Consider the following 20,196-nt stretch of genomic DNA (forward strand, 5'->3'; position numbering starts at 1 on the left):
GATGAGGATGAACCATCAGGACATTCTTTTATTGGGGGCAGAGCTCGATAAAACACTCCAAGAGAATAACATGGCACAAGCAAAAGATATCGTGAGCCAATTGGAACCTCATTACGAGGCGAGATCACAGGAGTTTGCCGTATCGAATCAATTAACCATTGCGTTGTCACTTGCAAAGTATTTTCGAAAAAGGAACCAGTATGATAAATCGGCTCATTATAGCAGACAGGCAATTCAACAAGCAAAAATAGGAAAGCTCGGACTAACTAGACCGCTGGTTGACGCGTATTTAAACTATGCAAAACTAGAAAAAGATTATAACCAGATTGACAATGCTAGAAAACTATTAGCAACACTGTTGATGCAGCTAGAGAAAAATAAGGTAGAAGATAACTATATATTTGGTCTCGTCTATCATTTGTTAGCACAAATTGGCTTTCAAGATCTGGCTTTTGATACGGCTGTTGAACAATTTAAAGAAGCATTAACCTGCTTTCGGAAAGCAATTCCTGAAGAGCATCCTATTATCTATCAGACTATTAATGAATTAACAGAGACGTATATTCGCATGGAGCATTATCAGGACGCCTTGTATCTTCAAGAGAAGACCTTACAAGACTACCAAAAGACAGATGACAAGTTAACCCAAGCCTTGATCCTGCTACGGATGGGAGAAATCTACTTTTATCTTGATTTGAAAAAGGCAAGGAAAGCAATAACGCAATCGCTGGGATTATTGAAAGCCCTTGAACAGCCAGTGTTGCTTTACCAAGCAAAGGCGAATTTGCTATTAGCAGAGCTGGAGGAGAATCTAGCAAATGCTCCACGTTCTATCAATTATTATAAGAGAAGCCTTAAACAGCTGGAACAAGTTCATGAGCAAGAGCACTTCATGGTTGTCTATGCCTATTCAAAAATCGGAACGTTACTTATGAAGGTAAACCAATTAGAGGATGCCAAATACTACTTGGAGAAAGGGTTGCCGTTAACGAAAGGCCATTCCCGTATTCAAATGCAATTCCTTTATGCACTCGGGAAGATTTATTCGAAAGAACAGTCGTATGAACAAGCGAGAAATCTATATCAAGCTTTCCTAGATCAATTGGAAAAGGCAAATAAAAAACAATCGAAGGCATATGCAGATACATTACAAGCAATTGGATTTAATTTTATTCAACAAAACGATATGGAAAAAGCTTTTATCTGCTATCAAGAAGCCATTGATATTTATCAAGGCCTTAGACCGGTTAGTAAGGATTCCTTAGGCTTTGCAAGTATTCGTCTTGCTTATTGTTATGAACAAAAGGCTGAAAAGGACATTGCGAAAGCAAGTGAGTGGTACCAGTATGGCGTAGAACAGATAGAAAAGCTAAAAGATAAGGCGCTCTCTGAAGAGGCACTCGCAGCAGTAATTGATTTTTACCAGCGTCATGATTTTCCAAAGCAGCAGTCTTACTATGAAAACAAGCTAGTCAAATTGCAAGTAAACAGCAGAGAAGTATTATCGTAGAAAAGAGAAGAAAGCGATCAAATATGAGGTTACAACCAACAGAGGAGAATTTAGCATGTTACAGGATAGGCTCGGTCGTCCATTACAAGATTTACGTATATCAGTTATTGATCGATGTAACTTTCGTTGTACGTATTGTATGCCAAGGGAAATCTTCGGTAAAGACTTTTCTTTCTTACCCAAAGACCAGTTGCTAAGTTTTGAGGAGATTGAACGATTAGCTAAACTATTTGTTCAATTAGGCGTAAGAAAAATTCGTTTAACAGGCGGGGAACCTTTATTACGAAGAGACATTGCAACCCTAATTGAGAAGTTAGCTGCTATTGATGGGTTAGAGGATATTGGCTTGACAACAAATGGAATACTGCTAGGGAAAATGGCAAAAAGTTTGAAGCAAGCAGGTTTAGAACGTGTGAATGTGAGCTTGGATGCATTAGATGATAAAGTTTTTCAATCAATTAACGATAGCGGTATACCTACTAAAAAAATATTAGACTCCATTGAACAGGCACGAAAGGCTGGACTCAGTGTAAAAGTGAATATGGTTGTCAAAAAAGGAATGAATGATCAACAAGTAATCCCAATGGCAAAATACTTTAAAGAACAGGAAATACCATTGCGATACATTGAGTTTATGGATGTTGGCCAAACAAATGGTTGGGATTTCAGCCAGGTGATAACGAAAAAACAGCTGTTTGAGCAATTAAGCCAACATTTTGAGCTGGAACCTGTGGATTCTGCCTACATAGGAGAAGTGGCAAAGCGTTATCGTTATGTTGGAACTAATGCAGAGGTTGGATTCATTACGTCAGTTTCTGAATCCTTTTGTTCTACGTGCACACGAGCCAGGCTAGCAGCAGATGGGAAGTTTTATACCTGTTTATTTGCAAGCGGCGGGCTCGATCTTCGAACATTATTACGATCTAATGCAGATGACCAGACAATTTTACAATCAATTGTGCCAACATGGAAAAACAGAAACGACCGCTATTCAGATGAACGGACGGAAGAGTCAGCGAAGCATAGAAAGAAAATGGAGATGTCCTATATTGGTGGATAGATAAATAAGGGAGAGCAAAGCGATGAATAATCGATATTCCAGACAAATACGTTTTCAGCCAATTGGCGAGCATGGACAAGAGCAAATTGCGAAAAAGCACGTATTAATAGTAGGGTGTGGAGCTTTAGGATCGGCTAATGCAGAAGCACTTGTCCGCGCGGGAGTTGGGGAAGTATCTATTGTGGATCGAGATTATGTAGAAGAGAGTAATTTACAACGCCAGCATCTGTTTACGGAAAAAGATGTAGAAAAGCAGCTCCCTAAGGCAATTGCAGCTCAAAAACACTTGCGGGAAATAAATCAGTGTATAAAGATCCATGCACATGTGATGGATGTAACAGGTGAAACGCTTGAGCCATTAATAAAAGATGTGGATCTCGTAATTGACGCAACTGACAATTTTGATACTCGATTTATCTTGAATGATGCGTTGCACCAGCATAGGATACCTTGGATTTTTGGTGCCTGTGTCGGTGCTACGGGAATGAGCTATACGGTTATTCCAAATGAAACGCCTTGCTTACGTTGTTTGCTTGACGCGATACCTTTAACAGGTGTGACATGTGATGCAGTTGGAATCATTGGTCCTGCCGTGCAAATGGTTGTAGCACATCAAACAGCTGAAGCATTGAAGCTCCTAACAGGTGCAGCAGATAAACGACGAGCCACCTATTTAACGTTTGATCTCTGGAATAACCTTTATCAAACGATTAGAGTGGAGGGAGTAAAGCGGGATGAGTGCCTTACTTGTGGGATGAACCCGACATATCCAGCATTAGCATACCAAAATCAGTTGAAGACGGAAGTCTTGTGTGGAAGAGATACGGTCCAGCTTAGGGCAAATACATCACACTCCTTAGCAGCATTAGCAGCCCGATTTCAAGTATTTACAAGTGTAAAACAGAATGAATATCTAGTATCGATTACGTACCAGTCCTATCGAATTGTCTTTTTCCTTGATGGGAGAACATTAATACATGGCACTAATTCCGTTACAGAAGCGAAAAAAATATACTATCAGCTAGTAGGTTAAGGGGGGATAATGATGGAACGGCGAGAACCAATAAAAGTTACAGAAGCAATTGAACGAGTCATGCAATATGGGGCAGCAGGCGGCATAGAACATATAGCATTGGAACAAAGTATGGATCGAGTTTTGGCAGAAGATGTTCTGGCCGATCATGATGTGCCCCCATTTGATCGTTCGCCATATGATGGATATGCTATTCGCTCCAGTGACACTTGCAGAGCATCAACAGAAAATCCTATCGCACTATCTGTTATCGGCCATATTGGCGCCGGGGAAGTTTTTGCAAGTACCGTTGGGGAAAATCAAGCGGTCCGGATTATGACAGGAGGTCCGATTCCTGTTGGATGTGATGCTATTATCATGCTAGAACTAGTAGAGGAAGTATCCGAGCACAAGATTTGCATAAAACGTAAAGTGAAGCCGAATGATAACATTTCCTTTCAAGGCGAAGATACAACAAAGAATGCTGTCATTGTTAGAAAAGGAACTCGAATTAACCCAGGAAATGTCGCATTACTTGCCACATTTGGCTATAAGCAAGTCCCTGTAGCGAAAAAGCCGACTGTAGGAGTGATTGCGACAGGCAGTGAATTACTAGAAGTAGATGAACCACTTGTACCAGGGAAAATTAGAAATAGTAACTCATATATGATTATGGCTCAATTAGAACGAGCTGGCGCAAAGGCAATCTATTTCGGTCAATTTATCGATGATTTAGAAGTATGTTATAACCAAGTAAATACAGCGATTGAACAGGTGGACTTTTTAATAACAACAGGTGGTGTGTCAGTAGGGGATTATGATTACTTGCCAGAGATTTATCGGAGAATGGGAGCAAATGTATTATTTAATAAGGTAGGGATGCGACCGGGCAGTGTAACAACTGTTGCCGAATTAGCTGGCAAACTGTTATTCGGGTTATCTGGTAATCCATCTGCGTGCTATGTCGGCTTTGAGCTTTTTGTAAGACCGGTGCTCCAGTTCTTTTTAGGAAATCCACTAGCCTATAATAAAGCAATCCAAGCTAGGCTTGGCTCGGATTTTGCAAAGCCAAATCCCTTTGATCGATTTGTGCGCGGCAAGCTTTATTTTACCGAAGCACAACCTGTTGTCACGCCGATCGGGCTAGATAAATCAAATGTCGTTTCCTCATTAGGAGAAGCAGATGTATTGATTGTATTACCAGGAGGCACAAGGGGATATGAACAAGGAAGCAGTGTGGTTGCCTTATTGCTCGAATATGCAGAAGGGGATGCAGTGTTCTTAAACAATTATCAATTAAAGGAGAGACAGCATGGACACTAAGCGTTACAAAATCGTGGATCAGCCTATTGCAATCGATGAACTTATTGACAAAGTAACGCGTCCTGAGGCAGGTGCCATTACAACATTTATTGGAACGGTAAGGGAATGGACGAAAGGAAAGCGTACCATCTATTTACAATACGAAGCATATATTCCAATGGCGATAAAAATGATGGAACAAATTGGACATGAGATAACGGAAAAATGGCCGAATACCGAAATTGCAATCACCCATCGAATTGGTAGATTGGAAATTACGGATATTGCCGTCGTAATAGCGGTTTCTTCCCCGCATCGTGAAGCTGCATACCATGCAAATCAGTATGCGATTGAACGAATTAAGCAAATAGTACCAATATGGAAAAAAGAGCATTGGGAAAACGGCGAAACATGGATTGGAGATCAGCTCGAGCAAATCCCCTATCATGATCCATGGCCAACAAACGAGGGAGGCATTTAAAATGAAAATATTGGTGTTTGCACATTTACAAGAGCAGATTGGCACATCAGAATTAGAGCTGGATTGGGAAGCACAGACCGTTCAGACATTCAAAGAAGCCTTTCAACAAAGCTACGGGATTGATTCTTTAGACCAGGTCATGATTGCCGTAAATGAAGAATTCGCAAGGAGCCAAGCTATGATCCAAAAAAATGATGTGGTGGCACTCATTCCGCCAGTCAGCGGCGGGTGAAGCAGTTAGTTCAATTGATATTAAAGGATGATAGCCCATGCAATGTGTACAAATTATCGGTTATAAAAATCGCGGGAAAACCACTTTAGTAGAGCATTTAGTAGCGTTTTTTTCAAAATATCATTACCAAGTGGCAGCAATCAAGCACCATGGCCATGGAGGCCCTCCTTTAGGGTGGGAGAAGACAGATAATGCGAAACATCTTCAAGCAGGAGCAGATTTTGCTGGTGTGCAAGGAGAAAACCTGTTGCAAATTGCGACAAATAAGGAATGGAATCTAGATGTAATTATACAATTATACACGCTATTAAACGTAGATATTCTATTTATAGAAGGATACAAGCATGAACCGAAGCCGAAAATTGTGCTAATTGGGGAGCAAGAGGATACCCATCTATTAAATAAAGTATCTAACCTGAAAGCGGTAGTTTCTAGTATCCCTTTAGAAGATATATCTGTTCCGATATTTAAGCCTGTTCAATTAGAAAAATTGGCCTATTGGCTTCTGGAACAATACAAGCAAAATCTGCTTCATTAATCAATATTACACATTTCCAGCGGGCAGTTTTCACAGCCAATCGCCTGACGTAAATACTCAATGTCGTGAAGGATTATTTTTCCTTGTGTATTCAAAGAAATAACACTGTTTTTCCGAAGGTCACCGAGCATGCGGTTCACACTTTCCCTTGTAGTTGCACAGAACCTTCCTAGCTCTTGATTTGTTAAGGTCATGTCGATAAGGATGCCATCATCCACAGGGACACCGTAACTATTGGATAAGCGAATTAAGGTAGAGTAGACAGCGCCTTTTTTTCCATTTAATAGTAAATCACGCAGCTTTGATTGGAATTTTCTCATGTGGTCACTTACCCAACGCATGAATTCAAAGGTGAGGGCGCTGTTCGCCATTAATTCTTTTTCTAATTTGCTTCTTTTTATCACATAGACCTCACCGGTTTGGAGCGTTTTACAGCTTAATAAAAACTTTGGATTATCAGCAAACAGCGTTAGCTCACCGACGATATCATCTTGTTTACAAAGCCGCAGCAATAGTTCGTTTCCTTCTGCAGTAAGCTTGCTAATTTGAACTAAACCGGATTCAAGTAAATAAATTTCTTTTGCTTCTTCTCCTTCGCGGAATAGATAATGGTCTTTATATATTTTTTTCTTTGTACCAATAGACACAAGCAAATGCCGCAGTTCTGGAGAAATCATTCTTTTCCTTGATGCTTGTATTGGAATTTTCACGTGGAGACCCCCTTATCATGGTTTCATTTCCATGATAGCATGAAAAAAATGCAAGTAGCTCGTTGAAAAACTAAAACTTAATGACAATTTTTAAACAATAAGCGTCTAAGTATGGAGTGATGACATGCAGCAACCTATCGTTGGTATTTTGTTGGCAGGAGGAAAATCAAGCCGCTTTGGTTCGCTGAAGATGTTTGCCGAGCATAATGGAAAAGCTTTTTATCATCATAGTCTGGATGCTATTACCCCTTTTGTTAAACATGTATACATGGTAACCCAGCCGCATTATGTAGATCAGATAAAAAGTGCAGAGGCAGATGTTTCTATCATGATAGATTTGCCTTCTGTAAAAGAAAAAGGCCCGCTTGCCGGGATGTATTCCGTTATGCAGGAAAATCGAAGTACATGGTATTTGGTCATCCCTACCGATGTCCCATTTATGACAGAAGCTACGATTCATTTGATCGTAAAGGAAATCCAGCCTGGATATCAGGCAATTATTCCATCTTGTAAAGGAAGGTTGCAACCCTTAATCGGTGTATATCATGCGACCGTTGCTCCTCTCATTGAGGAAATGCTGCAAGCTGGGGACTATGCTGTTTATCAGCTCCTTCAAAAGCTAAAGGTAAAAACAGTTGAGGTGGAAGATGAAGAGCCCTTTTATAATTTGAATTATCAAGGGGATTATGATTATCTAATAAAGAAGTAGCCATGAGTATAAATGCATGGATTGGTGCTATAAATTAGAGACAAGGAATATAAGGAAATGAACATAAATAAGGATAAGAAGCAGCAATTACAGAAGCCTCTTTATAAATGGACAGTTCACGATTTATTATTGTTAATTAAATGTAAGGTATTATTAGCTAATGTTTTGCCAGTACTGACTTCCTTTTTATTAGCACTGAGTATTCTTAGAGAAGGATTTTTAGATTACTGGATGGAATTTATTTTTGTTTTACTTGGTTCGACTTTAGTAATGGGCGGGGCATTGGTATTGAATAATTGGTATGATGTGGATATTGATTCCATCATGGAGCGTACGCAAAAGCGCCCAACCGTAACAGGTAATGTGCCACTGCAGACGGTGCTTATTTTAGGAATAGGCTTCACGATAGCTGGCTTTATTTTTTTATTGATGGTGAATATGAAAACTACGTTATTTGCGTTCATCGGTTGGTTTACGTATGTCTTTTTATATACGATGTGGTCTAAACGCCGCTATGCTTTTAATACATTGATAGGCAGTTTATCAGGGGCTGTGACCCCATTGATGGGATGGGCGGCAGTGGGGTCTATTTTTCATAAAATCCCACTTGCCTTATTTTTGCTTTTGTTTATTTGGCAAATGCCTCACACCTATGCCATCGCTATTAAAAAGTATCAAGAGTATGCGGACGCGAAGGTAGCAATGCTGCCAGTTGTATCGGGAATAACCAAAACAAAATATCACATGTTATTTTATATTGCATGTCTGTTACCAATTCCCTTTCTCCTTGCTTCATTTGGAAAAGTGTTTGTGATTGTGACAATTGTTTTCACAATGGGCTGGCTTATTTTAGCTTTATCAGGATTCTTTGTAAAAGATCAATGGAAATGGGCGCATTGGAATTTTTTATACTCTGTGAATTACTTAATGATCATATTTATTTACATGACTATCCTCACTCTTTGATTCAAAGTTAAGCAGAGAAAAAATAAGAAGGCGAAGGATGATAGTAAATCATGGTCCTTCGCCTTTATACTTATATGGACTTAAGCGTTTCTCTTCCTTTTTGCTGCGCTTAAATCGTTAAATATCCCGACATAATACCGGACTTCCCCGACATTATTTTTGATGGCACTAATGGTCAACCATTGTAAATAAAAGGAGCCATCTTTTCTTTTATTCCATATTTCACCCTCCCAGAAGTCATGCTGATCAATCGATTTCCACATTTCTTGGTAAAAGGACTTGTCGTGTTTGCCCGACTGGAGGAGCACAGGAGTATTTCCTAAGGCTTCCTCTGTTGTATACCCAGTAATCCGTGAAAATGCAGAATTTACCCGTTGAATGACACGTTTTTTATCCGTTAACATAATCGCTTCAGCTGTGTTTTCTATGATCTGCTTCTCGATGTTTTTCTCATCTTGATAATACATCCAAACTACAATAACGAAGCTGACCAATGCAAATTGGGACAATGCCATAAATCCGATCGAATATTGCCCTGTCATTTGTTCAACCGCAGTCAAAATAAGAGGTGGGAAGAAACCGCCTAAACCACCAATGGCAGAAACTATTCCATTCACAATCCCAGCTTGCTTCGGAAAGTGCAATGGAACTAATTTAAAGATCGTTCCATTCCCGATACCTGCTGTTACAGCGACAGATAAGGTTCCAATCGTGTATAAAGCCAAGGTTGGGGAAAAAGATAAAATGATACCTGAAGCAGTGATGCCGATAAATGTTATCATTAAAATAATATACGGGTTAAATTTATCAGCAAGCCAGCCACCAACTGGTCTTAGGAAAGTCGCAAGCGCTATAAAACCTGCCGTTCTCATTCCTGCATCAACCGTACTCAGTTCAAAATGAGTGGATAAGAAATTAGGTAAATAAACGGTAAATGCCACGAAAGCTCCAAAGGTAATAAAATAGAAAAGACTTAAAGCCCATAATGTCGCATTTTTGTATACAGCTCTAAATTGCTTAGATAAAGCGACATGCTCTTTGCTTTCCTGCTTATCTCCTAAAAAAATAGTTAATGCTATAAACAATAGTAATAAGATAAGATACATCTGAACCGCTTTGTTCCAACCGAGCATTGCTGCCATAACAGGGGATCCGAAGGAAGTAACAGCTGTTCCAATGTTACCTACCCCATAAATTCCGTTAATAAAACCATGTTTTTCTTTTGGATAATATTTTGGTAAAGAGGTAACACCAATGGAAAAGACAGCTCCGCCGACTCCAAGAAATAATCCACCAATTACTAAATCTGAGAATGAATTAGCTATACTAATAAAGTAGACGGGAAATAGAAGAATAAAAAAACTAATACTAAATAATAGTCTTGCTCCATAGCGGTTTGTATAAAAGCCTATGGGAATCCGCAGGATAGAACCTAAAATAACAGGAAGCGCCGTCACTAATGACACTTGTGATGCTGTTAATGAAATATCTTCTCGAATACTAGGCATTAGGGAGGATAAGATCACCCACACCATGAATCCAATGACAAGATTAAACGTTTGCAGATTTAGTTGAATCGTTTGTTTTTTCATATGCCGATATCCTTTCTTATGATTTCATATTTGTCCTCTATACAACAATAAAAAAAATTTTGCTGTCTACGTGTGATTTACTTCACATATAGGCAGCAAAATTTTGTTTTTTTTATTATATTTCCTTTTAATGGGAGCATTTCAATCTCTGGCTGTAATGAAGGCGGCATCAGATAAACTTTGTCCAAATATTTTTAAATGGGGATAATAACGACTTGAACATATCCTGCTGTAAAAGAAAAAAGAATTACCATTGAAGTAGAATGGATAATTCTTTTTTTATAAATAGTTATTTATTTGTTTTATCTCTTTCTTGCATTTTCCTTACATTATCTGAGTGGAAGGGAGAATTACTCACTTCATTAACGACACTAAATGGGTTACCATCCAAGTCAAAGAAATCAAAGAATTTCATTCCGCCAAAATCATCGATTTCTGTAGTAACGATGCCATTGTTTCTAAATTGTTGATGAGCAGCTTCAATATCATCAACGACAAAATTAAAATAGGAGTTCTTCTGCTCCCCTTTAATAATAAATTCAGTAGGCTGGGGGGATTCTACTTTTACTAAGGCTAATTGTGTTGTCCCAGCTGGTAAATAAAAGCCGGCACCATCCTCCCAACTATCGATTATCTTCACACCAAGAAACTTTACATACCAATCGGTAGATTTCTTCATATCTGTAACGGGAATAAATATACTACCTACTTTAAACATAATTTTCCTCCTTGAAATGAAATTCTTCCTTATAACGAATATAATAGTGGAAAAGTTACACTTATATATAAATTTATATAAAGAGGGGGAAACATGGTTTTTGAAGATATAGAGGTTGTGATTAAAAAACTTTATAAATATTGCTTAAGGTTGTCAGGGTCACCTTGGACAGCCGAGGATCTAGTACAAGAAACAATCCTAAAGGTTTATAAAATAAAAAAAGCAGAGCCGAAAAGGGAGTTTACATTTTCTTACTTATGTACGGTGGCAAAAAATCAGTTTATCGATGAGACAAGGAAATATAAAGAGAGTATTTTATTTAATGAGGATCTTTTCGGAGAGGCCTGCGATTTTATAGATTACGATGGTTTAATAGAAATTTTACTTACTACCTTACCTTTAAAACAGGCTATGCTGGTTATATTGAAGGATGTATTTGGCTACACTTCAAAAGAAATGGCATCCATGTTAAGAATAAGTAATGAGGCGATTAAAACAGCACTTCATCGGGCGAGAAAGAAACTAAAATTACAAAATAATAATAAAGATATGGAAATCCCTTTTTCTAATCAAGAAATGATTATTGCACTCACTAAAGCAATACGGGAAGCGAAACCGATGCAAATATTTTATCTTTATCGACTATTAGAGTCACAAAATTTTAAGGTAAGAAGAGGTTCTATCCATTCTCTATTCTATGTTATAGACCCAGATGGAAATATTTTAGAAATTACATCCTAATAAGTTGAACTATATTCATACTAATAAAACGTGGTATATTAGTTTTACCCACAATTAGAACGGAGACTAATTATAATAATATAATAAAAATTCTGGAGGCAAATATGCTATCATTTGAAGAAAAACTAAACATTATCGAGTCGTTCCCTCAATTAGAACGAAAGAATGTTTCATTAAAACGCGTTAATTTTCATTATGCGGAAAGTGGAAGTGACAAAAAGAACGTCGTGTATCACTTACATCCCAATGGAAACGGATTTGTATATGCGAATAAGCTGAATGAGTATGAGACAGACGAAAAAGGGATGGTCAATATTAGAGATTTTTCAAAAGAAGAACTAAAAGAAATTATTGAAAAATCCATTCAATCATTAAGACCGAATATACAAGAAGAAGAGATGGTCGAGGAAGAAACAGTGGAAGAAGAAACATGGATTGATACGGAAAATAATACACTCCTTCTTTTTCAAGAAGAAGGGTTTTGGAATATATATGCAGGAGTCAATCTAGAAAATAGTTTTTCCAGTTACGAGGAAGCTTGTGAATACTTAAGGGAAGAAGGCTTTAATAAATCTTCCATTTAAATATGTAGGAAAACAATGCAGCCATACTCCATATGTAAGAGTATGGCGTTTTACTATTTTCATGAAAGAATGGAACAGCTCAAGGGCTTATCCAAAAAGGAGGAGAAAGGACTTGAGTCAAAATAGGTTGATCCCCAATACCTTCTTATATACCTTTAATTATGCGGAGGAAGAAGAACATTTATGTAAATTAGAAGTTCGTTCTCTATTTCATGCTGACTTACATGCCTTTGTATTAGAGAGCAGAATAGATAGAGACCCAAGCAGGAGTCCTTTTATAAAAGAGAAAATAGCGGTTCTATTTACAGGTGATACGTTAGAAGAGCTAAAACAAAGGGTAGAGGCAATGCCTTCTTTGCCTAGTACTTATAAGGTAATCGGCATCAATTATCGGGACATAGATCCCCTTGATAAAATGGATTTTGATGAAAGGAAAGGGATTGCTAGACAAATTGGATGCTTGATTCCAGGTGCAGCGAGTCTTCATGATCCAGAGATAGTATTCGCTATTACCAAGTTAAAAGGAAAATGGTATTTCGGATACTATTCGGAAAATCAGGGTATGTGGCTTATTCACCAACAAAAGCCTCATAACTACTCAACTGCGCTAACTACCCGAGTGGCTAGAGCGCTAGTGAATATTGCAGTTCCAGAATTAAGAGGAGTGAAGGTGATTGATCCATGCTGTGGCATCGGGACAGTATTGGTAGAGGCTTTATCGATGGGAGTTAATATAACAGGCAGTGATTATAATCCTTTAGTCCTGAAGGGAATTCGGAACAATCTCGACCATTTTGGACTTTCTGGTCCTGTATTTTTAAGGGATATCAGAGACATAACAGAAATGTATGATGTGGCAATTATCGACATGCCATATAATCTTTGCTCCGTTGTTTCCGATGAGGAAAAATTTGCAATGCTGCAAAGCGCCCGTCGCTTTGCTAAAAAAATGGTTATCGTAACGACTGAAGATATAGATGGAATACTGGGTGAAGCAGGTTTTGAAATAGTAGATCGGTGTGAAGTCCCAAAGGGAAAGTTTATACGGCAAATAATCGTTTGCCGCTAAGGCATAGGGATGGAATAGATGAGGATTAACTTGTAGTTTAAATACCAGATGAACTAATATATGATAACAAACAAAACGATTGGATTTATTACCAATCGTTTTGTTTGCAAAGTTGTCTTCTTCAACGAAGCCCCCATTACTTTAAGTATATTTCTTAACAGGCTAATTCCTTTTTAATTCAATTATTATGGAAATCTTCCTATTTCTAAAGAGATATATCAACATCAGATTATTTTTATTATACAAATTCACTTAACTTCCTTTACTTATTTTTGAAATCCCTTTCTTCTCAAATTAAATCTAATTTGTAATTTTTCTAAATTAAGATGAATAAACGATACCCCTGCTAATATTAGTAGTCCCCCTAATAGAGATACCTGTGTTGGTTTTTCACCAAGCCAAAACCACCCAATCACGAATGAAAGTGCTGGAGTTAAATAAAGCGAACTAGTTGCTACAGAGGACCCAACACGTAAAGTTAAGTAAGCTAATATTATATACGGAATAATGGTAGGGAAAATCCCTAAATATATGACGCTTAAAGTGGACGCTAATGAAGAATTTGTAATTTCTCCTACTAAACCTGGGAGAAGAAAAAGCATACAAATAGTCCCAGCAATAATGGTATAAACAGTAAAGGCGAAAAAACCATACTTCTTAATATAATACGTTTGAAAAACAAAATAAAAACTTTCTGATATTGATGCAATAAGAATAAATAAAATTCCACTGCCAGTTCCAAAACCCCATGTTCCTAAGGAAATCAAAGCTACTCCAAAAAAGCTAATAATAGATCCAATCCATTTTGATATTCCGAATTTTTCCTGGAGAAACCAACCAGCTAAAAAAGCGCAAATAATCGGTGTAGTTGAGACCAGTAAACTGGCAATTCCTGAACTAACTGTCTTTTCTCCTATATTTAATGCCAAATGGTATACAGTAAAGCCTAAAAATCCAAACAATAATATAATGGGAATATCTTTAAATTCAGGCAATTTCATTTTAAAAATAATAGCAATTCCTATGAGTAATATGGAACCCACTAACATTCTAAATAGGGCAAGGTGTTCAGGTGTATAAGATTGTAATCCGACCCGAATCCCTGTAAAAGCTGATCCCCAAAGAAAAATTATAAGACAATTTGCCACTACTATCCTAATATTCAATTTATACGGCATATGTTCACATCCTCGATAAAATTTCCAACCAATTCTATTTTTCTTTCCCATAGTATTTAAGATTTGTTAAAATGTCTGCAACCAGTTAAAAAAGAAAAAAACCAACCACTTAAGTGATAAGGGAATTTTATATGGAGGTAAACGGAATTGGTATTGAAAATTAAAACTCCAAAATATCAACAAATAATCGATTTTATTAAAGAGAAAATATCTAATGGAGAGTGGCCGATCGGAAGTAAAATACCTAGCCAAAGAGTATTAGCAAAAAGATTCGAGGTTAATAGAAGTACAATTATTACTGCTTTGGAAGAGTTAATGGCTGATGGATTAATTGAGGCTAAAATTGGATTAGGCACATACGTAGCGAATAACACATGGACTTTATTGGCTACAAATCCACCGCCTGATTGGGATGAACATGTAAAATCTGGATTACTTAGACCAAGTCAATCAACTGTACAGGAAATAAATTTGGCCGAATCTAATGCTGATCTTATACAACTTAGCAAAGGGGAGTTATCTAAAGATTTATTTCCCTTAGAAACAATGAAATCAGTGTTAAGAAGAGTATCTGACCAATTAGAGGCTTTTGGGTATGAAGAACCAAAAGGGTTTCTTCCTTTAAGAGAAGCTGTGAGTGCTTATCTTAAAACTATCGGTATTCAGGCTTCCCCTTCTTCCATTTTAATTGTGTCTGGTGCATTACAGGCTCTGCAATTAATTTCAGTGGGGCTACTCCATAGAGGTTCAAGTGTTTTACTGGAACAACCTTCCTATCTTTATTCCCTTCGTGTTTTTCAATCTGCTGGGATGAAGCTTACAGGACTACCAATTGATGAAGATGGACTTATACCTAACTCTATTTCCATCACAAATAAACAACGCAACAGAGCCATTTTGTATTCCATTCCTTGTTTTCATAACCCTACAGGTATCTTAATGCCTGACAAACGACGCCAAGAGCTCCTTAGCATTTGTAAAAAGGAACAACTTCCTATGATTGAAGACGATATTTATCGAGAATTATGGCTTGATGAAATTCCACCTTCTCCTATTAAGGCAAATGATAAACATGGTCATGTATTGTATTTAGGCAGTCTATCTAAATCGTTAAGCCCTGGTTTAAGGATTGGATGGATTGTTGGACCAGAACCAGTCATTGAACGATTATCCGATATAAAAATGCAGACAGATTATGGTTCCAGCTCCATATCTCAAAGAGTAGCAGCTGAATGGTTTAAAAGTGGGTTATATGAACAACACCTTGGCTTGGTACGAGAAGAGTTAAAAAAAAGACGGACAGTTATGTTAGAAACATTAGAATATTATTTAAGCGATATAGCTTCTTGGTATACACCAAAGGGTGGATTCTTTATTTGGTTAAAAATAACTTCAAAAATTTCCATGAAAGAACTTTATGTAAAAGCCTTAGAGAGAGGCATATTACTGAACCCTGGAAGTATATATGGTCAAGATTCTAACCGTTATCTTCGCCTTTCTTATAGCTATGCCTCCATCGCTGACTTGAAAAAGGGAATTTACCAGTTAAGCAAGATTATAAGAGAACTTGTAGATAGTTAGATTGTAAATATTATGCTGTGAAAAAAATGGCTTCTCATTCTAATAGTTACTTTACCTTGGTTATCTATTCCGCTTATAGGCAAATAAACAATTAAGAAATATGTACTTACTGCTCTAACAATGAGTGTATATCTTGTTTCTAGAAGGGAAATTTGCAGTAAAGAAAAAATGGTGATGGTTCCTTATAATATAAAACATATTGTCTTGGCCGAACTATCATTAATTAGTGAACCATTCTTTACTGGTTCTATTTGGATTCTCAAATCACATATGGAAATATATACAAGCATATTAGGTTTAGGTAATATTATTTCTCATTACAATTTCTAAGCGTTAATAGAAATAAGTTTATCAGTAATAATTTAGGAATGTCGTTTTATAGATATTCCTATTTTTTTCTATTAGTAAAAATGTATCCCTTTATTTAACAGACGGATCTTTTTGTTTAAGTAGTATTATTTACAAGCTTTCTTGTTTCTTACTTATGCTTTGGCTATTTAAATACTTCAAAACTTTCTAGCTAAACAAGCAATAACAAGACAGAATAGCTCACCAAACCAAGGAAAAAAGCAACGAAACTGCTCTCTCTTTCTTCTGGTAACTCTTCCTTCAGTACATTTAAAATTATCCCCCCTGCCAAGAATGCTGTGAGCATGGAAATATAAATTTCTTTTAATTCAGTAAATAAGCCAACCATCCATCCAAATAATATTGCTAATGTTAGTAACCATCTACCAAAATGGTCATATATTTCTTTGTGATCTTTTCTTAAACTGTGATCATTGGTAACAAAATGAACCGCCATTGCTAAGAAGTAGAATAACATTCCCCAATTGCTTCTATATGTTTCTCTAATCAAAAGATAACCAATTAGCGCGTTATATACAAAAAAAGATGTTATATGAATCCAAAATACACCGGTTTTCGATTTTTTCATCCCACTTTCTTTTTTTGATTTTTTAACCATCTTTTCTAGTCCATAGAAAATAGTTAATCCCAGCAGAGCTATCAGATAGGCGTGATTCTCAAATAGGTGAAAAATTCCTTTATCTCCTAATTGCTCTAATACTCTTTGATGTTTGCTTAACTCGGGCATTAGATGGATAAATACATAAGAAACTGCTATACCACCAGCGATTGAGAGAAATCTACTTCTAGGTGAATCTTTGATAAACTTCATTGTTTTAGAAAAGAAATGAATAAAAATAAATCCAATTACAAAAACAAGACTTAGACTAATCGTCATTTTAATCCCACCAAATTTTTAGGTTATGTACAGTAAATAACCTAAATCTACATAACAAAACCATACTCAGAGATTTTGAGCCAGTTATCTGCTAAATCTAATATAGTAAAACATTGGAATATTGGTAGTAGGCATGGACATCTTTCTCAGAAATATCACATCAATTCCTATTTAACTGCAAACACAAAAAATCCATTTTGAATAGGGATTGAACAAAATGGATTTTCTTCTGAATCTTGTCTTTTATGTGAACTCATTTATTTAAGTGTAAAAATATATTTCTTGTAGCAGGCATCAGAATTAAAACTATTGAAATTTCCTGAATGAGATAAAAATGACATACCAAATAACAAGCAAAATAACACCCCGATTGCACCATGACAATATCTATTGTTAAGAAGCAGTTAGGGGTGTTATTTGCTATATTGCAAGCTAGCAAATTTACATGTATTTATAGTTTTTTTCCACAAAAACAGAACTACCTACTATTAAATCTACCTGACTTTTTTGTTTTATCAGAAGGATAAAGGGTATATATTTCCATAAGCAATATATCAAGTTAGAAGTAATGGTAAAAAGTAAATGAAAAAAAGGATGGATAGCCAACATGTTGTTGAATAAAAAGATACTACTGTTCTTCAGTTTAATCGGGCTCTGCCTTTTATCTGCTTGTGCCGAAAAGGAGAAACTTGCAGATGGATCTGAACTGATTAATAAAAATCAATTTGTTTTTGCTGCTTCTGGTGAGTTTAAGCCATTTAGTTATATAAATAACGATCTCACCATGTCAGGGTTCGATATTGAAGTTGGCGAAGCACTTGCAAAAGAAATGGGGCTTAAACCAGTTCAGAAGCGAATTAAATTCAAAGGGATTGTAGAAGGGGTGAAAACAGGACGTGCAGATGCAGCCGTTGCCAGTCACACCATTAATCCGCAGCGGAGCAAACATGTTGCCTTCAGTACCCCTTACTACTACTCGGGCCCGCAAATTTTCACCAGACCAGATAGTTCAATTAAGACGGTCAAAGATTTAAAAGGAAAGGAAGTAGCCGTTGCAAAAGGTTCTACATATGCCGATACTGCCTCCAAGTATACAGACAAAATAAAAACATATGACAGTGATATTACGGCTTTACAAGCGTTAAGCAGCGGTCGCCATGATGCAGTAATCACAGATTTTGTAACAGGGAAAAGTGCTGCACAGGAAGGGTTTGAGATTAAAGCACAGCAGTTAATTGATCGCAGTGAACAAGCGATAGTTCTTCCCCAAGATAATCCAAAACTATTGAAGCGAATAAACCAAGCCTTGGAAAAACTCCGAGAGGACGGGACACTTACTCGAATTAGTATGAAATATTTTGGAGAGGACATTACCACTAAACCAGAATAAATTTATACCAGAATAGAAAGGAAGTAATACTTTGCCAAGTTTTTCACATTTTTTTAACATACTAGCGGAAACAAAAGGTGTATTCCTAAAAGCTATGCTTTTGACATTAGAGCTGACAGCTGTTTCGATCGTACTCGGAATCGTCATTGGGCTTATCTTTGCCTTATTAAAAATTTCTAAAATCAAAGTGCTGGAGCTTATTTCCGATGCATATGTCTATTTGGTTCGCGGGACACCGCTGATTGTTCAAATATTTATTCTCTATTTCGGAATAAGTGGAATTTTCCTTCTTCCTGATTTTTGGGCTGCTTCCCTTGCGTTAGCATTCCATAATGGAGCTTATATTTCTGAGATTCTTCGTGGAGCAATTCAGGCAGTTGACAAAGGTCAGTTAGAAGCAGGACGTTCTTTGGGAATGACAAAGGCACTGACATTAAGGAGAATTATTCTTCCACAGGCATTTAGACGCGCGCTGCCACCTTTAGGTAATCAATTTATCATTAGTTTAAAAGATTCTTCGCTAGCTGCATTCATCTCCATGAATGAGCTGTTCAATGTAGCAACAACACTAGGATCCAATAATTTTGACGAAATGACCTATTTACTCATTGTAGCTGTCTACTATTTAGTACTAGTAGCACTGTTGACATTTGTAGTAAACCGAATTGAATTAAAATTAGCAGTAAGCGACAGATAGGGGCGAAGAAATTGGACAAGAAAGAAATGATCAGAATAAACCAATTGAATAAATCATTTGGAGACTTACATGTATTGAAGAATATCGATTTGACTGTTTATGAAAGTGATGTCGTTTGTTTAATAGGATCAAGTGGTTCAGGGAAAAGTACCCTCCTTCGCTGTTTGAATTTTTTAGAAAAAAAGGATAACGGCAGCATTATCATTGAGGGGAATGAGGTTAACCCAAGCACGGACAACTTGAACAAAATTAGGGAAAAGGTAGGAATGGTATTTCAAAATTTCAACTTATTTCCACACAAAACCGTACTGGAAAATATTATTGAAGCACCTATCATGGTAAAGGGTGTAGACAAAGATAAAGCTATCTCCAAAGCAAAACAGTTACTGCAAAAAGTAGATTTAGAGGATAAGGCAGATGTTTATCCTAGTAAACTATCAGGTGGGCAAAAGCAGCGGGTAGCCATTGCCAGAGCACTTGCAATGGAACCAGATATTATGCTCTTTGATGAGCCGACATCAGCACTGGATCCCGAGCTAGTGGGAGAGGTATTAACAACGATGAAAGACTTAGCAGAAGAAGGAATGACCATGGTGGTTGTAACCCACGAAATGGGATTTGCTAAAGAAGTAGCAGATAGTATTGTGTATATGCATGATGGAAAAATTATTGAACACGGTACAGCTGAGCAATTTTTTAACAATCCAAAAGAAGAAAGAACACAAGAATTTTTAAAAGCTACGATGCTTAAATAACAAAGAAGTCCTGTCTATACTTTAGGCAGGACTTCTTTGTTATTGTATTTGTAAATTGGATAAATTTCGTAGTATACGCTTGTAAATCTAAAGAAGACAGCCACTCATGATTCATTTTAATAGAG

At 36.9% G+C, this 20,196-nt stretch carries 21 protein-coding genes; 16 read left to right on the forward strand and 5 right to left on the reverse strand.

Annotated features, from left to right (window positions below; genetic code table 11):
* Positions 1–7 precede the first annotated feature (7 nt).
* The 7 genes from NSQ89_RS23280 to mobB are packed head-to-tail and all read left to right on the forward strand — an operon-like array spanning position 8 to position 6,135.
* Complete coding sequence (locus NSQ89_RS23280) at positions 8–1,510, forward strand: tetratricopeptide repeat protein (protein ID WP_341133338.1); 1,503 nt, start codon at positions 8–10, stop codon at positions 1,508–1,510.
* Positions 1,511–1,565: 55 nt separating this feature from the next.
* Positions 1,566–2,570, forward strand: coding sequence for a GTP 3',8-cyclase MoaA (gene moaA / locus NSQ89_RS23285; protein ID WP_047941007.1), 1,005 nt, complete (start codon positions 1,566–1,568; stop codon positions 2,568–2,570).
* Positions 2,571–2,592: 22 nt separating this feature from the next.
* On the forward strand, positions 2,593–3,603 hold the full coding sequence (locus NSQ89_RS23290; protein WP_047941006.1) for a ThiF family adenylyltransferase: 1,011 nt from the start codon (positions 2,593–2,595) through the stop codon (positions 3,601–3,603).
* Positions 3,604–3,612: 9 nt separating this feature from the next.
* Positions 3,613–4,905 (forward strand): molybdopterin molybdotransferase MoeA, encoded by a 1,293-nt coding sequence (locus tag NSQ89_RS23295; protein ID WP_047941005.1) that lies wholly within the window; start codon positions 3,613–3,615, stop codon positions 4,903–4,905.
* A complete protein-coding gene (locus NSQ89_RS23300) occupies positions 4,895–5,365 on the forward strand; it encodes a molybdenum cofactor biosynthesis protein MoaE (protein ID WP_047941004.1) in 471 nt (156 codons plus the stop codon). The genes NSQ89_RS23295 and NSQ89_RS23300 overlap by 11 nt, the downstream gene beginning before the upstream one ends.
* A gap of 1 nt (position 5,366) precedes the next feature.
* Entirely contained in the window at positions 5,367–5,597 is a 231-nt protein-coding gene (gene moaD, locus NSQ89_RS23305; RefSeq protein WP_047941003.1) for a molybdopterin converting factor subunit 1, read from the forward strand.
* Positions 5,598–5,634: 37 nt separating this feature from the next.
* Complete coding sequence (mobB, locus tag NSQ89_RS23310) at positions 5,635–6,135, forward strand: molybdopterin-guanine dinucleotide biosynthesis protein B (protein WP_047941002.1); 501 nt, start codon at positions 5,635–5,637, stop codon at positions 6,133–6,135.
* Here mobB and NSQ89_RS23315 read toward each other — a convergent pair.
* On the reverse strand, positions 6,132–6,812 hold the full coding sequence (locus tag NSQ89_RS23315) for a Crp/Fnr family transcriptional regulator (RefSeq protein WP_047941055.1): 681 nt from the start codon (positions 6,810–6,812) through the stop codon (positions 6,132–6,134). The genes mobB and NSQ89_RS23315 overlap by 4 nt on opposite strands.
* Before the next feature lie 157 nt (positions 6,813–6,969).
* Between NSQ89_RS23315 and NSQ89_RS23320 the strand changes: the two genes are divergently transcribed.
* Positions 6,970–7,554, forward strand: a complete 585-nt coding sequence (locus NSQ89_RS23320) for a molybdenum cofactor guanylyltransferase (protein ID WP_047941001.1) — start codon at positions 6,970–6,972, stop codon at positions 7,552–7,554.
* Positions 7,555–7,611: 57 nt separating this feature from the next.
* Positions 7,612–8,520: a heme o synthase gene (gene cyoE, locus NSQ89_RS23325; RefSeq protein ID WP_341133339.1), complete on the forward strand. Its 909-nt coding sequence runs from the start codon at positions 7,612–7,614 to the stop codon at positions 8,518–8,520.
* 80 nt (positions 8,521–8,600) lie between these two features.
* Here the strand turns inward: cyoE and NSQ89_RS23330 are convergent, their stop codons facing one another.
* Both NSQ89_RS23330 and NSQ89_RS23335 read right to left on the reverse strand, forming a co-directional pair.
* Positions 8,601–10,112, reverse strand: a complete 1,512-nt coding sequence (locus NSQ89_RS23330) for a nitrate/nitrite transporter (RefSeq protein ID WP_336044908.1) — start codon at positions 10,110–10,112, stop codon at positions 8,601–8,603.
* Positions 10,113–10,401: 289 nt separating this feature from the next.
* Entirely contained in the window at positions 10,402–10,830 is a 429-nt protein-coding gene (locus NSQ89_RS23335) for a VOC family protein (protein ID WP_095258331.1), read from the reverse strand.
* A gap of 93 nt (positions 10,831–10,923) precedes the next feature.
* Here NSQ89_RS23335 and NSQ89_RS23340 point away from each other — a divergent pair, with 93 nt between their 5' ends.
* The 3 genes from NSQ89_RS23340 (at position 10,924) to NSQ89_RS23350 (ending at position 13,224) form a co-directional block, all read left to right on the forward strand.
* The gene (locus tag NSQ89_RS23340; protein WP_341133340.1) at positions 10,924–11,571 is read left to right on the forward strand and encodes an RNA polymerase sigma factor; all 648 of its coding nucleotides are present in this window, start codon (positions 10,924–10,926) and stop codon (positions 11,569–11,571) included.
* Between the two features lie 104 nt (positions 11,572–11,675).
* Positions 11,676–12,155 (forward strand): hypothetical protein, encoded by a 480-nt coding sequence (locus NSQ89_RS23345; protein ID WP_095321906.1) that lies wholly within the window; start codon positions 11,676–11,678, stop codon positions 12,153–12,155.
* Positions 12,156–12,267: 112 nt separating this feature from the next.
* Positions 12,268–13,224, forward strand: coding sequence for a TRM11 family SAM-dependent methyltransferase (locus NSQ89_RS23350; protein ID WP_341133341.1), 957 nt, complete (start codon positions 12,268–12,270; stop codon positions 13,222–13,224).
* A 266-nt stretch (positions 13,225–13,490) separates the two neighbouring features.
* On the opposite strand, the gene NSQ89_RS23355 is transcribed toward NSQ89_RS23350, so the two are convergent.
* Positions 13,491–14,402, reverse strand: coding sequence for a DMT family transporter (locus tag NSQ89_RS23355; RefSeq protein ID WP_172866953.1), 912 nt, complete (start codon positions 14,400–14,402; stop codon positions 13,491–13,493).
* Between the two features lie 147 nt (positions 14,403–14,549).
* Between NSQ89_RS23355 and pdxR the strand changes: the two genes are divergently transcribed.
* Positions 14,550–15,983, forward strand: a complete 1,434-nt coding sequence (gene pdxR / locus NSQ89_RS23360) for a MocR-like pyridoxine biosynthesis transcription factor PdxR (protein ID WP_172866952.1) — start codon at positions 14,550–14,552, stop codon at positions 15,981–15,983.
* Between the two features lie 520 nt (positions 15,984–16,503).
* Here pdxR and NSQ89_RS23365 read toward each other — a convergent pair.
* Positions 16,504–17,229, reverse strand: coding sequence for a hypothetical protein (locus NSQ89_RS23365; protein ID WP_341133342.1), 726 nt, complete (start codon positions 17,227–17,229; stop codon positions 16,504–16,506).
* A 607-nt stretch (positions 17,230–17,836) separates the two neighbouring features.
* On the opposite strand from NSQ89_RS23365, the gene NSQ89_RS23370 reads away from it, so the two are divergent.
* The 3 genes from NSQ89_RS23370 to NSQ89_RS23380 are packed head-to-tail and all read left to right on the forward strand — an operon-like array spanning position 17,837 to position 20,071.
* Entirely contained in the window at positions 17,837–18,619 is a 783-nt protein-coding gene (locus tag NSQ89_RS23370; RefSeq protein ID WP_095258325.1) for a transporter substrate-binding domain-containing protein, read from the forward strand.
* Between the two features lie 31 nt (positions 18,620–18,650).
* Positions 18,651–19,316, forward strand: a complete 666-nt coding sequence (locus NSQ89_RS23375; protein ID WP_047940992.1) for an amino acid ABC transporter permease — start codon at positions 18,651–18,653, stop codon at positions 19,314–19,316.
* A gap of 26 nt (positions 19,317–19,342) precedes the next feature.
* The gene (locus tag NSQ89_RS23380; protein ID WP_061797312.1) at positions 19,343–20,071 is read left to right on the forward strand and encodes an amino acid ABC transporter ATP-binding protein; all 729 of its coding nucleotides are present in this window, start codon (positions 19,343–19,345) and stop codon (positions 20,069–20,071) included.
* Positions 20,072–20,196 lie beyond the last annotated feature (125 nt).

This window comes from Niallia sp. FSL R7-0648 (genome assembly GCF_038007005.1).
Classification (GTDB): Bacteria; Bacillota; Bacilli; order Bacillales; family Cytobacillaceae; genus Niallia; species Niallia circulans.